The sequence below is a fragment of the Okeania sp. SIO2C2 genome, assembly GCF_010692625.1.
In the GTDB taxonomy this organism is placed as follows: domain Bacteria; phylum Cyanobacteriota; class Cyanobacteriia; order Cyanobacteriales; family Microcoleaceae; genus Okeania; species Okeania hirsuta.
The window spans coordinates 19,939-33,287 of the sequence record NZ_JAAHGM010000032.1; the positions used below are offsets into that span (position 1 = coordinate 19,939).

A 13,349-nucleotide genomic window follows, 5' to 3' on the forward strand; every position below is an offset into this window, starting at 1 on the left:
CCTGATGAGGCACATAGACGATCCCCCTAAATCCCCCTTTTTAAGGGGGACTTCCAGTTCCCCCCTTCTCAAGGGGAGTTAGGGGGGATTTCCAGGACTATACCTCACTAGAACTCCTACAAATCTTAGAAGTTTGACAATATAAAATCCTTGTGACATTGAGATTTGGTGTTGGGTTTATCCTAACGGATAAGCTGGCGCTAACGTCTCCTCAACCCAACCTACAAAGAGCAATTTTCAAGAATATAGTACTAAATCTTAGAAGTTTGACAATATAAAATCCTTGTGACATTGAGATTTGGTGTTGGGTTTATCCTAACGGATAAGCTGGCGCTAACGTCTCCTCAACCCAACCTACAAAGAGCAATTTTTGGAGAAGTCTATTGAAACGAATATAATATTAAAACTATAACAATGAATTAAGAATAATGACTAGAAAAGTTGTTATCAAAATAGAAGAAGGCAGTTTTGAATTAGGTTTTCCTGTTTCCCTGGAGTTTTGGCAAGATGGTAGAATCATTGCCAGAGAAGGCAAGTGTCCTCAATTGCCCCCTAACCCTGATTTTCCTAGAGTTTATGACGAATGGAGAAACATTTATACTAAGTTGGGAGGCCGAGGGATAAAGATACCAGATGGGCAAACTACCAACGTCTGCATTTTAGAAGAGTGTCAAAATGCTACTCTCACCCTAGAATCTAATGTCAGAAATTGGTTAGGGGAACCTATCTTTGGAGCTATAACAGCGCGAATTATAGGAGAACTTCAATATAGAACTATAAATGAATCAGTACGAGTTATCATCGATACATCAAATGATTATCTGCGTAAATTATCCTGGGATTATTGGGATTTATTTGAGAAATCATATTTTTTACCCCAGGCAGAATTTGCCCTCTTGTCTAAATATAATCGACCAACAGAAACGTTGCAACAACCGATTCAAATTCTGGCAATTTTTGGTAGCGATGAGGGGGGATTACAACTGCAACAGGATCGGGAACTGATTGAAAACTTAAATAGACATGGGGCAAGAATTACCTCTATTCCAGCGAGAGGAAATTCTCTGACTCCTCAAGAACTATTTGATACTCTTTGGCTCGGAAATTGGGATATTATTTTTTATGCTGGGCACAGTTCTGGTCAGACTATTCATGTCGATCATGCCTTAAATTTATCAATCGATCTTTTGAAAGAAGCTTTGAGGAGAAATACTCCTAGAGTCAAGCTGGCAATTTTTAATTCCTGTGATGGACTGGGTATTGCTGAATATTTAGCTGATTTTAATATTCCCCATTTGATTGTGATGCGAGAACCTGTTCCCGATATAGTAGCACGGCGTTTTTTACAATATTTCCTGGAAGAATTTACCCAAGGTAAACCTCTCCACACTTCTGTTCGAGAAGCACGGAAGCATTTACAACAACTGGAATATGCTATTCCAAATGAATTGTTTTATCCAAGAGCATCTAGATTGCCTGTACTAATCCAAAATCCTGCGACACCTGAACTATATTGGCCTCAACCTGAACCTGAACCTGAACCTGAACTTGAACCTGAACCTCCAATAAAACCTAAGCAAATAATTCTGTTTTTCTTGGCGATCGTTGGTGTTTTGGGAATTTGTCGTTGGTTTTATCCTAAACCTGAAACCCTTGGAGATAACATCAGTAAAGGTGAGGAAATTCTGGTAAAACTATTTCAACCACGAGACAAACAAAGGGGTGTGGATGCAGTTGCCGAATGCCAAAAACCATTGAATCATTTTCTACCTATTTGGTATAGTCATATTCGACAACAATGGAGTGATTGTTTTGTCACCAAAAAAAGTTATTGGGAGGCAGCTCAAAATTTCCAGGAAAGCTGGAAGACAGAAAGAAGAGATCCAGAAACTTTAATATATCTCAATAATGCCTTTTTAGAAGCGACGGGTGTTGATTACTATACTATTACAGTTGTAGTTCCAGTTTTACAAGATGAAAGGGGGCAAATAAGTAATGCAGAAGTTGCGGAAGAAATCTTACGGGGAGTCGCTCAAGCGCAAACAGAAGTTAACTTGAGTTTATTTAAGAAGGCAAAATCCTTTAATTTAACTTTGCCTGGTGCAAATTTTCTCAACCTTAATGACCTGAATGGAAAAGGTTTAAAAGTTATCATTGCTAATGATGCTAACTTAGAGACTCAGGCGAAGAAGGTTGCCCAAACCCTGGTCAAACGGTCAGATATTTTAGGTGTTATTGCTTCTTGGACTAGTGAGATGACGATGGCAACTGTAGATATATATAACCAAAATCAATTAGTATCAGTTTCTCCTGGTGCGGCCACATCTGAACTCACAGACCAACCTCGAAAATTTTTCTTCCGAATTATCGCAACTAATCATCTTCGAGCAGAAGCAATGGTTGATGTCTTGATGAATAAAATTAATCAAAACAAAGCTACAATTTTTTATAACCCTGCTAGTCCCTATTCTAGTGATTACAAAAAACATTTTAAACAAAAACTCTCAGAAAAAGGAGGATATCTCATTGATTCATTTGATATTTCTCGGCCTAATTTTAATGCTAAAAATGTTATCCAAAAAGTCAGAAAATATGGTAACTCAGCTATTGTTCTTGTGCCAGATGGGCAAGTGACTGATTCCTTTGCTCATGCTCTGAAAATCATCGAAGAAAATGATGGTCAAAACTGGATAGTTAGTGATTCCTCAATTTACAGTCCCAAAACCCTAGAGATTGTTCAACCCCAACTCTTGGAAAAACTTATGGTCACCGTTAATTGGCATCATTTGAACAATCCCAAAGATAATTTTGCTAAGACTGCTAAAGAATTGTGGGGAGGTTCTGTTAGCGATCGTACAGCTTTGAGTTATGATACTGCTCAGGTGCTAATCAAAGGAATTGAGGAAAATGGGGAAAAACATCGTCGGGAAATTAAGAAGATATTGGCAGGTAAAAATTTCCGCGTTGATGGGGTAACAGGAGAAATTACATTTCAACCGGGGACTGGCGATCGCAAAAAACACCCCCTGGAGTTAGTTAAGGTTGTTCGTTGTGATCATCAAGTGTTTAACTTCGTATTTATTCCTGAGAAGTATTCAAAACCTGAAGATGCAGGGTTAAATTGTTCGATTTCTAAATAATATTATTTTCTGATAAGCGCATTACAATACCGTAGATTGAGTTAAGTAGTAGAATTTCGTAGGGTGTGTTAGCGTTTGCGCAGCATTCCGCAGGAAAGCGTAACGCACCGAAAGATTTGGGGTAGGGCGGTGCGTTACGCTACGCGACATGAAAATAAAATGTAATATCATGTCCGGTTAAACAGTGATAAATAAATAACTACGGAGTCCTCAGGAGTCAGTCCTCAGGATTCAGGAGGAAAGAGGGAAGAAAGAAGAAGAACTGGAGTTGAAGGAGAAAGTTTTTTTATAACTAATTATCCGGACATGATATAACAGACCCTACAAGATGGCTAAAATGGTGCGTGACGACGAATTGTTAAATACCTTTCGCAGTTAGATTTTAGCCGTCTAACGCACCCTACTGAACTGATAACTGATAACTGATAACTGAAATGGCTGATACTAAAATTTTACACCTAATTAATCGACTTAGTTTCGGACCAACTCCTGGGCAAATTGAAAAGATTAAAAATATTGGTGTAGAAGCTTATATTCAATCTCAATTACAACCTGATTCTATTCCCTACCCAAAACTATTAACTAAAAAGGTAGAATATCTAGATACATTACCTCTAACTCCCAGTGAAATAATCACAGAATTACAACAACTTCAGCAACAGGGAAAAGAATTAAAATTAGACCAGAGAGGATTAAATAGAATCAAAGGACGTTTTGAACAAAAAATATTTTTACAAGCTACTAAAGGACGTTTTCTGCGCACTCTAGAAAGTCCGCGTCACTTAGAAGAAGTTATGGTAGATTTTTGGTACAATCACTTTAATGTTTTTGGTCGTCAAGGATTAAATCGTTTATATTTTAGCTCTTACGAACAGCAGGCAATTAGACCTTATGTTTTGGGAAAATTTAGAGATTTATTAGGTGCTACTGCTCATCATCCAGCCATGTTAATTTATTTAGATAATTGGCGGAGTCATCGGGGAAAAATTAATGAAAATTATGCTAGAGAATTATTAGAATTACATACTTTAGGTGTGGATGGAGGCTATACTCAAAATGATATTATTGCTTTAGCAAAGATTTTTACTGGTTGGGGTTTACCTCCTAATGCTAAAAGAGCTGAAGATGTAGATGGATTTTATTTTGATGAAAAACGTCACGAACCAGGAGATAAATTTTTTCTCGGACAAACAATTAAAGAAAATGGTATTGCTGAAGGTGAAATTGCTTTAGATATTTTGGCTAACCATCCTGCCACAGCTAAACATATTAGTTATAAATTAGCTCAAACTTTTGTGTTAGACCAACCGCCAGAATCTTTAGTTAAAACTTTAGCTCAGATTTTTTTAGAGAGTGAAGGAGATATTTCTGAGGTATTAAAAACTCTCTTCAATAGTTCAGAATTTTGGCAAGTAGAAACACACAATAGTAAGTTTAAAAATCCTTATCATTTTGTAGCTTCTGCCATGAGAGCTATTGGTAACGAAGTTGATAATTTTCGACCTATTAATGGCATTTTAGACCAGTTAGGAATGCCTCTTTATGGTTGTGTTACTCCGGACGGTTATAAAAATACAAAAGAAGCATGGTTAAGCTCAGATACAATGATTCGACGTAGTAGTTTAGCCGTACCTTTATCTGGTGGTTTATTGGGTAGAGGAAAACCTATTAGTGCGGAAAAATTAATGGCGACTTTGGGTAATAATTTTTCTGCTCAAACTCGCACAGTAATTGAAAATAGTTCTCCCGAATTGAGGGCAGCATTAATTTTTGGTAGTCCAGAATTTATGAGGTATTAAACAATTCATAATTCATAATTCATAATTCATAATTCATAATTCATAATTATGTCTCCTTGAAAACGGATATGATTGACTAAAAAGAGGCTTTAAACTTTAATTATTTGGTAAGAGGGAAGAAGATTTGAAATAAAGAAAAAGTAGATGCAGTAGATTCGCATAAGAAGTTAAGAAGTACAGATATTAACAATTAGAGCGTATTCCAGTGCGGGATATTGCCCACGACGGGTGTACCTCACGCCTTGTGGAGTCCGCTGTATTTTCTAATAAGGAAGAAGATTTGATTTTGATAAAAAAAGCAAAAATTTTCTTGAGATACAATAGTAGAAAAATTATGCTCATATAGAATCCGGTTATACAGTATATGTATATAATTCTATCCACACTTTCTTGCCTTAAATCTCCCCATCTCCCCATCTCCCCATCTCCCCATCTCCCCATCCCCCCATCTCCCCATCTCATATAATAAGTATTCAAGCGGATTCTATATCATAGGTAAAATAGGTAAATATGTATAATTGAAAAACAATACATAAATTAATTGCTCAAATTTACCACAATACTTTAGCCTTATCTACGACAACTATCTTGACAGGAAGTCAATTTATCCTTCCTTCTTCCTTCTTACTTCTTCCTTCTTCCTTCCCCCTAATTACTCAAAAGACAGAAACAAAAGACTCAAATTTGGATGCTGCTCAAAAAGCTGATCGAGAAGGTCTTCAATTTTTTAAACAACAAACAGCAGAATATCAAAAACAAGCAATAGAAAAATTTCAAGAGGCAGCAAAACTATATCATATCAAATCCGGTAGCATCGGTGTAATTAGATAGTTAATCTAGGAGTCAGTCCTCAGTCCTCAGTCCTCAGGAGGGAAGAGAATGCGCGAAACATTTGCTCTTGGATGAAGATGAAAATTTTTTTTATACCGAACCCGAGCGGATTTGATATCAAATAGCAGGTTATGAGGCAAAAGCTGCTAATTCTCTTAACATGATTGGCTTAGTTTACTATTCTTTAAGTAACTATCAAAAATCTCTAGAATATTATCAGCAAGTTCTGTCATTGAGGGAAATACTTAACCATCAAGAAGGAAAAGCTTATGTATTAGCTTCTATTGACATAGTTTATTCTGACTTAGGAGAAAAACAACAAAGTCTAGATACTTTCAACCAATCATTACAACTATTTCGAGAACTAAAAAATCTCACTCAACAAGCTTTTATACTTCGTCAAATTGGTATGGTTTACTTTAGTTTAGGGGAAATAGAAAAGGCTAAAAACTCCTTCGATGAAACCCTGAAAATTCAAAGAGCAGAAAATGATACAAAAGCTGAAGCAAACACTCTTCAAACTTTAGCTATGATTTATGTTCAATTAGGAGATAATCAGAAAGCTAGCAAATATCTTAACCAAGCTCAAGCACTGCAAAATTCAACAGCAAATAATGATTCTCAAACAGATACCTCTAATACAGAAAATTTGTTTGTTCTCCCCACTACGATAGAAGAACATAAAACTAGAATAGATGCTTTGAAAAAACAATTATCAAATCCCCTACTTCTATTTCTCTAGCTCGTGATCAGGTCCTTCTGATATAGAATCCGGTTATATAATATATGTTTATAATTCTATAATTACTTCAGTTACTTCAAGCCTTCAATCTCCCCTACTCCCCTACTCCTGTACTCCCCACCCCCAAATATATGATAAGTATTCAACCGGATTTGATATTACTCCTTTGCCAAAAGCAGGTACCGCTCCTTCAAACAGACGATAAAAATTGGGGTGCATCTCATATTTGCAAAAATACTTTTTTCCTATTAGACATCTGGTAAAAATCAAAAATAAAATCAATTATTATCCATAAATTATAAATTATTCCCCTCCTGGGAGGGGGAGGGGCGAGGGGTGGGTTGCCTGTTGCCTGTTGCCTGTTGCCTGTTGCCTGTTGTCTCTTTTCTGGAGATGTTTATTCCCTGTTCCCTATTCCCTAAAAGCGATAAATTTTTGGCTTTATTCAAAATTGATATGCACCCAAAAATTGAGCTTGTTGAATCCATTTTTGAACCAGATCGACAGTGGGACAAAGGTCACGTCTTTGCATAGTTGACACCTGTAATTTTAGGATTTGTTGGTGCAATCTGTGGATAGGTATTTGAGCTAGTTGAGTAACTGAAACAATACCAGCATGAAGCAGAAGTCCACAGTATTGACAGCCAATACTAGGAACTCTAGCTAAGTCTGCTAATGCCACCCATTTCTTAATATATTGAAGATGAATTTGTAGTTGATTTGCTAGGGTTAATTTTTGTTGGGGAGTGTGGGTTATTTCTAGTAGTTTTCTCGTAGTAGTAATGCCATATTCTATTAGTAATTCTTGGTGTTTTTTACTTAATCCTGGTAATTTTTCAATACACCAGTTTTGAGATTTTGTTGATTGTTTTTTTTGTGTTATTTTCATGTTTATTTTTTCTGTTTTTCAGCTTTGAGCAAATTATAAATGGCTCCTATACCTGATACAAATTACCAAAAATAATGCTATACTTTTGATTAATTCGCTATATCCAATTAACTAATAGAAGAAACAGAGAATATAAAACAAAAATGTCTCTTAGTCTTAGCTTATAGGTAATTTACCAGACTTAATATTTTTCAGCCTTTGAGGGGTTTGACTATTGGGACTTAAACATTTTATGGTCAAAAAATGGCGCTCTTGTCAGTCTAGATAAAGAAATTACGTCAATGCCCTAAAAATGCCTATTCTATTTTGTGTAAGTCCCACTATATATATAGCAATCGTAAATCATTTGTAAAAAGTCAAAAAATAGATAAAAGCTTGAAACTTTTATCCCTGTTCCCTGACAGGAGTGAGGTACCAGGAGTATCTTTTGCCAACGCAGGGTTACAACAGTTACTGTTCCCAGATCCGGTTTCTCTTTTGCCAGATATTTTTATACAACCTTGCCGAGGGCAGCTATAGTAACTCTGTAAGTATATCGAATAAGTTGCTGCAAAACTTCTAATTTTCACTAATTATTTGGGCGTTGCTGAGTGGTAATGATTTTTAGATTAAGTATCAACGAAAAACATAAGTTTTTCAATTTTACTTTCAGCTACTTACCATGAGATTTTAGCAAGGCCATTATTTGTAGGGCTTAATTTGAAGTTTTTACTTAAAATAAGTTTAATATCAGATTATCTTGCTTGTATTAATACTCAAAAAAAATCTGCCCAACTGAGCAGATTTATATTGTCAACATCTACTTTTTGGAGGTTTCTACCATCCTGCATTTAATCATACCAATATTTTGCATCTCGATCATAACAGTTTAATAATTGTTATCTAATTTATAATAAACTATAATAATAATTGCTTGAAAAAGTTCTAAATTAGAGGGTATAACCCCTCAATTTACCTAACTAAAGCTATAATCAAAACAATCAAGAAGAGTAGCAAAGTGATCTTCCTCTGGTTGTAAAACCGTGTTTCTATTTAATAAAAATGCTTTTATTCCTATATTAATTGCACCCTTATAATCAGCAGTTAAACTATCTCCAATATGCACAACTTCTTCAATAGCACAACCACATTTTTGTAAAGCAGCGACAAATATTTTTCGATCAGGTTTAGCTGCTCCTACTTCTGTAGAAATAGTCACATGATCAAAAAAATCTGCTAATTTCAACACTGCTAAAACTGGATAAAGTCGAGAATCAAAATTAGATAAAACTGCTAACTGGATTCCACGATCGCGCCACTTAGTTAATGCAGGTTTCACATCAGGATAAACAAACCAAGGTGCAGCAGTAGCAAAATGATTGTAAAGTTCTCTAAAAAAACTCCTGAAATCAGAAAACTGCTCAAATACTCCCAGTTTTTTGTAAGTTGCAGTAGCGACTTCGCACCACCACTCAAACTCCTGTTCGGGTATTTTAGTAGACTCCACTCCAGGAAATGCCATCGGTGGAGCTATTTTAAAACTTTCAAAAAAAGCTGCATTTACAGCAGAAGGCGAAACATCAACTCCCCACTGACTGGCAAACTGTTGATAAATCTCACCTACACTATCGCGCACACCAAATAAAGTGCCTACAGCATCAAGTAAAATAACTTTAGTCATATTTAAGAAGAAGTAAGAACTAAGAAGGAAGAAAGAAGAAAGAAGAAAGAAGAAAGAAGAAAGAGGAAGGTTGATATTCTCTTGTTTTAGATATTCCATAAGTCAACAGTAGTCATGGCAGTTGCTATATAGAACCCATTTAATATCTACAGGACTTACGCATTCCACCATATATAGTAGTAATCACTGCTGTCAACTCATACATATTGTGTATATTTATATTTTGCGTAAGTCCTGATCTATTTAAAAAGAGATGGGGAGGTGGGGAGTATTTTTTAACCTTTTTTTCCATATTCCTTGCCTACCAGTCTTTAATCATAAATTTAGGGTCAAATAAACAAAACACGATAGTGATTTTCAACATGAATGTAAAGATGATTAGAAGGAAAAAAGGAACTAATCATCAGGAAACTTTACGGAATAATTAAGCTTTAAAGTCTCTTCTTTGAAGAAGAAATAAAGACAAAAAATCTTTTTCGCCAATCCTATGGATTTTAAGCAAAGGTAATGATTAATTATTAATTATTAATTATTAGTTGTTGAAAAACTTGATAGTGCCTCTTGAATAGGATTAACTATCCAGTTGAAAGCAACTTTCATTTGATGATCCAATGTGGGCAAGCGATACAAATAAACTAAACGTCTTGCCAAATGTGCTACCTGACCATCCAGTTTAATTCCTAAACTGGTAAGAGTCGCGTTGTCAAGTCCCAATGCCATCATTTCACCCAATGGCTGATAGCGGAATGGTAACAAAGGTCGCCCAGTTGCAGATGCCCAGATATTCCAGGCAACATAATCAGATTGTTGTATCGCTACTTGAGCAGTGGTGGGTACTTTTTGTCCGTCTGCATCTTGGCAGTCTGCTAAATCTCCGAGAGCAAAGATTTGTGTATTGTCTTGCACTTGTAGAGTTGCACTGGTGATGATTTGGTCACGCTGATTTTTTTTCAATGGTAATGACTTTACTACTGGGGCGACTTTTGTACCCACTGTCCACAAAACAATATCTACAGGAATGGTGTCAACTTGCCCTTTGTACTTTAAGGAAATTTGATTAGCTTCAATAGACTCAATTTCTGTTTCTAAGTCAATCCAAATATTTCTTTCAGACAATGCTTGAGAAGCTGCTTCCCGGTTAAATTCTGGGGATGTTCGCAGAATCATATCGCTGCGTTCGACTAATCTAATTCGCCCCTTGTCTTGCAAACGATCTGCTAATTTACAAGCTAATTCTACCCCGCTATAACCACCCCCGGCAATGGCGACTCGAATTTTTTCGCGGTCTGATGCTTCTAAAACTCGTAACTTTTCTTGGAGACGGTAAGCATCATCAATGGTGCGGAATGGGATTGCATATTCGGCGGCACCTGTAACCATTTCCATTGGCGTTTCACCTCCCATTGCTAAAACGAGGCGGTCGTAACTGAATGCTTGACCGTTTTCTAGTTTGACTTGTTGTTGGTTGATGTCAATTTCAGAGACAACGCCTTGACAAAAACGAATGTTGGTGTTGGTGAATAACTCTTCAAATGGTGGAGCTATTTCCCAGGTTTGTAATTCCCCGGTCACAAGTTCATATAATAGTGGGGCAAAGAGGAAGCGATCGCGCTGGTCTATCAGAATTATTTCTGGTTTTTCTGACGGTTGCCAGGGAAACTGGATTAGGCGAAGGGCGGTATAAAGTCCACCAAAGCCACCACCAAGGATACAAATGCGCTGAGATTTTTCGGTCATAGTTAAGTAGGGGAAGTTAATATTAGGTTACTTCTTTATAGGATAGCAAGATAGTCATATCGTTTCACTAAAGTCAAAAGTCCAAAACCGAAAGTCAAAAGTAAGACAATTTTGCCTGATCGATCGTAGATGCTAATATATAAGTACGGAAAAATATAAATATCCAAAAATAGAGCAAGTCTTATGCTAAAAAAAGCTTTGTTTTTTGTGACAACGACACTAAGTGTTTTGGCTAGTTTATCCGTAGCTAATTTATCCGCAAATGCGGCAAATTTTCTCTCCTTTACTAGCGAACCAGGGGACTTTATTGGTCAAGGTCGCTCCCAGTTTTATACTCCAGATGATAGATATTTTCGAGTATCCAGAAACTTCGATAATGGATTCACTCTAGGGTTTAATGATTTTGCTTTTGGGGGGAGAACCTGGTGGTCTTTAGACCTGGCCGCTGCAAATAATCAAACTCTAACTCCAGGAAATTACGAAGGAGCAACCCGCTTTCCTTTTCAAGACTCTAGCGAACCAGGTCTGAGCTTTAGTGGTAATGGTCGAGGATGTAACAGACTCACAGGTCAATTTAACGTAGAAGAATTTGTTTACGATTCTTACGGGGAACCAGAACGTTTTAAGGCAGATTTTGAGCAGCATTGTGAAGGTAAAGAAGCGGCGCTGTTCGGACAGGTAGAATTTGACAGGTCTGAATTCGACCGCGCCAATATGGCGAGACTGATGGCTCTTTCTGAGGAAATTCAGGAGTACGATACGGCATTTTATTTCTATAGTCAACCAGGAGATTATATTGGAGGAGGTAACGAACAACTTCTGACTCCAGAAGAAGTAGATTTTCGAGTGACTATGGGCAGGAATAACAATGTGTCATTTCGCTTGGATAACATTAGCAATAGTCAACCTGGGGATCGTATTTGGTGGAATTTAAACTTTGCCGCTCCCGAAAGAAGTCTATTAGCTCCAGGTTGGTACGACCGCGCTATTCGCTACCCTTTTCAACCTAACGATCGTCCCGGTCTCAGTTTCTCTGGTAACGGAAGAGGTTGTAATAGGTTAGGTGGCAGGTTCAATATCTTAGAAGCAGCTTATGATGTTAACGGAGATATCAAAAGCTTTGATGCCATATTCGAGCAGCATTGTGAAGATGAGCTAGCAATTGGCCCGGCATCATTTGGACGCATTCGCTACAATGCTGAAGTTGAATCTACTCCTGAACCTAGCGCAGTGTTAGGTTTGTTCGGTATTGGCAGTTGCTTGTTAAGTCTAGGACAGCGACGTGGAAAAAAAGCGACCGCTCGTAAACTCCCTAGGGAAAAATTAATGTATTAAATTATTAATTGTTTATATCATGTTTGGATAATTACTTATCATACTGTATGTTGGCTAAACAGAAAGGGCAACCAAACCTACAAATTGCAAGTTTTTTATTATAAGTATTTAACTGAACATGATATGCTCCCAAATATTAAAACTTTTCCTAAATATTATATAGTGGGAAGAGCGGGTGTGAGGTGTAGGGGATAGGGTGTGGTCAAAAAGTACGAAAAACCAGAATTAAATCGGCTTTAAATCTTCCCCAATTCAAGAACTTGTAGTAATTAGTTAATACTTAAAGTCGGCTATAACATAAACCTAAATACCCCCTTTAATCTTCATCTTCATCTGGCGGTCTAGTAATCACATCAAACAAGATTTTTGCTAAATCATTTTTATCATCAATTTCTTGAACTTCCTCACTTATTGCCTTAGCTTTTGCCAAATCACCCATCTTCGCAATAATCAATCCCGAAGCAGCATAAGCTGTAATCAAAAGATTAATTTGTTGCTCATTTTTTCGACTAGCTAATATAGTTTTTACCTCCTGCCAATCATTCGGTAAATTTTCTCTTTTTTTCACTTCATTAATTACCATATCAGCCAATTGTAGAGACATTTTCATATTATTTTTATAGAAAAAATAACGATAAGCACCTATCAAAATATCCAGATTTCCTTCAGTCTTAGCTAAAGCTTGATTAATATAATTTTCCGATGTCTCAGTATCTTCCCAATTTTCCACCGCCAACATCAATAAACTTTTGACATCTTCAGGCACATCATACCAGGAAAACTTATTTTCTTGAACTTGCATTTGTTTGACCTAATAACATTAATAATAATTACCTTAAAAGAAAAAATCTCAAATCTGCTAATCTTAACAACATTTTTACTTCTGTAGGTTGGGTTTCGCAAGAACCCAACAGATATAGTTCATACCAAATCCGGTTATCAAAAGTACCATTTTCAAATTCTTTTCTAACCCTTCTTTCCTTTGCCTTACCTTTATAATAAAGGTTCTTTCTAAACAGGATTTATATCATGTCCGCTTAATTAGTGATAATACAGTTTTTAAGTGGTAGGTGTTAGGTGGTAGGTGTAAATTTAACAGGGAAGACTTGATAGGAGTGGAAATTTGGGATATTTCTTCAACATTGAGAGGAAAACATTTTTATTATACTTAATCATCCGGACATGATATTAGTATCAGATGAACAACCATTAGCAA

At 36.5% G+C, this 13,349-nt stretch carries 11 protein-coding genes; 5 read left to right on the forward strand and 6 right to left on the reverse strand.

Translation table 11 applies throughout. The features are described 5' to 3' along the window. The first annotated feature begins 428 nt into the window (after positions 1 to 428). Both F6K18_RS22380 and F6K18_RS22385 read left to right on the forward strand, forming a co-directional pair. Positions 429 to 3,140, forward strand: coding sequence for an ABC transporter substrate-binding protein (locus tag F6K18_RS22380; RefSeq protein ID WP_287524203.1), 2,712 nt, complete (start codon positions 429 to 431; stop codon positions 3,138 to 3,140). A gap of 434 nt (positions 3,141 to 3,574) precedes the next feature. Then, the gene (locus tag F6K18_RS22385; protein WP_287524206.1) at positions 3,575 to 4,939 is read left to right on the forward strand and encodes a DUF1800 domain-containing protein; all 1,365 of its coding nucleotides are present in this window, start codon (positions 3,575 to 3,577) and stop codon (positions 4,937 to 4,939) included. 183 nt (positions 4,940 to 5,122) lie between these two features. On the opposite strand, the gene F6K18_RS22390 is transcribed toward F6K18_RS22385, so the two are convergent. After that, positions 5,123 to 5,416, reverse strand: a complete 294-nt coding sequence (locus F6K18_RS22390; protein WP_287524208.1) for a hypothetical protein — start codon at positions 5,414 to 5,416, stop codon at positions 5,123 to 5,125. A gap of 111 nt (positions 5,417 to 5,527) precedes the next feature. On the opposite strand from F6K18_RS22390, the gene F6K18_RS22395 reads away from it, so the two are divergent. Then, a complete protein-coding gene (locus tag F6K18_RS22395) occupies positions 5,528 to 5,770 on the forward strand; it encodes a hypothetical protein (RefSeq protein WP_287524210.1) in 243 nt (80 codons plus the stop codon). A 121-nt stretch (positions 5,771 to 5,891) separates the two neighbouring features. Further along, entirely contained in the window at positions 5,892 to 6,512 is a 621-nt protein-coding gene (locus tag F6K18_RS22400; protein WP_287524309.1) for a tetratricopeptide repeat protein, read from the forward strand. A gap of 296 nt (positions 6,513 to 6,808) precedes the next feature. On the opposite strand, the gene F6K18_RS22405 is transcribed toward F6K18_RS22400, so the two are convergent. From F6K18_RS22405 to F6K18_RS22420, 4 genes are all read right to left on the reverse strand, one after another. After that, positions 6,809 to 6,961 (reverse strand): hypothetical protein, encoded by a 153-nt coding sequence (locus F6K18_RS22405; RefSeq protein ID WP_287524212.1) that lies wholly within the window; start codon positions 6,959 to 6,961, stop codon positions 6,809 to 6,811. Continuing rightward, positions 6,958 to 7,401 (reverse strand): DUF4332 domain-containing protein, encoded by a 444-nt coding sequence (locus tag F6K18_RS22410; protein WP_287524215.1) that lies wholly within the window; start codon positions 7,399 to 7,401, stop codon positions 6,958 to 6,960. The genes F6K18_RS22405 and F6K18_RS22410 overlap by 4 nt, the downstream gene beginning before the upstream one ends. A 955-nt stretch (positions 7,402 to 8,356) precedes the next feature. Then, a complete protein-coding gene (locus F6K18_RS22415; RefSeq protein ID WP_124143716.1) occupies positions 8,357 to 9,061 on the reverse strand; it encodes an HAD family hydrolase in 705 nt (234 codons plus the stop codon). 525 nt (positions 9,062 to 9,586) lie between these two features. Beyond that, the gene (locus F6K18_RS22420) at positions 9,587 to 10,798 is read right to left on the reverse strand and encodes an NAD(P)/FAD-dependent oxidoreductase (protein ID WP_287524217.1); all 1,212 of its coding nucleotides are present in this window, start codon (positions 10,796 to 10,798) and stop codon (positions 9,587 to 9,589) included. Between the two features lie 183 nt (positions 10,799 to 10,981). Between F6K18_RS22420 and F6K18_RS22425 the strand changes: the two genes are divergently transcribed. Further along, positions 10,982 to 12,133 carry a hypothetical protein gene (locus F6K18_RS22425; protein ID WP_287524219.1) on the forward strand — a complete coding sequence of 384 codons (1,152 nt, stop codon included), beginning with the start codon at positions 10,982 to 10,984 and terminating at the stop codon, positions 12,131 to 12,133. A gap of 316 nt (positions 12,134 to 12,449) precedes the next feature. On the opposite strand, the gene F6K18_RS22430 is transcribed toward F6K18_RS22425, so the two are convergent. Beyond that, positions 12,450 to 12,935 carry a hypothetical protein gene (locus tag F6K18_RS22430; protein ID WP_287524221.1) on the reverse strand — a complete coding sequence of 162 codons (486 nt, stop codon included), beginning with the start codon at positions 12,933 to 12,935 and terminating at the stop codon, positions 12,450 to 12,452. Positions 12,936 to 13,349 lie beyond the last annotated feature (414 nt).

Excerpts from the sequence above, each read along its gene's own strand:
- F6K18_RS22415 (WP_124143716.1), bottom strand. The coding sequence starts at position 9,061 with ATGACTAAAGTTATTTTACTTGATGCTGTAGGCACTTTATTTGGTGTG.
- F6K18_RS22420 (WP_287524217.1), bottom strand. The coding sequence starts at position 10,798 with ATGACCGAAAAATCTCAGCGCATTTGTATCCTTGGTGGTGGCTTTGGT.
- F6K18_RS22380 (WP_287524203.1), top strand. The coding sequence starts at position 429 with ATGACTAGAAAAGTTGTTATCAAAATAGAAGAAGGCAGTTTTGAATTA.
- F6K18_RS22425 (WP_287524219.1), top strand. The coding sequence starts at position 10,982 with ATGCTAAAAAAAGCTTTGTTTTTTGTGACAACGACACTAAGTGTTTTG.
- F6K18_RS22385 (WP_287524206.1), top strand. The coding sequence starts at position 3,575 with ATGGCTGATACTAAAATTTTACACCTAATTAATCGACTTAGTTTCGGA.
- F6K18_RS22430 (WP_287524221.1), bottom strand. The coding sequence starts at position 12,935 with ATGCAAGTTCAAGAAAATAAGTTTTCCTGGTATGATGTGCCTGAAGAT.
- F6K18_RS22410 (WP_287524215.1), bottom strand. The coding sequence starts at position 7,401 with ATGAAAATAACACAAAAAAAACAATCAACAAAATCTCAAAACTGGTGT.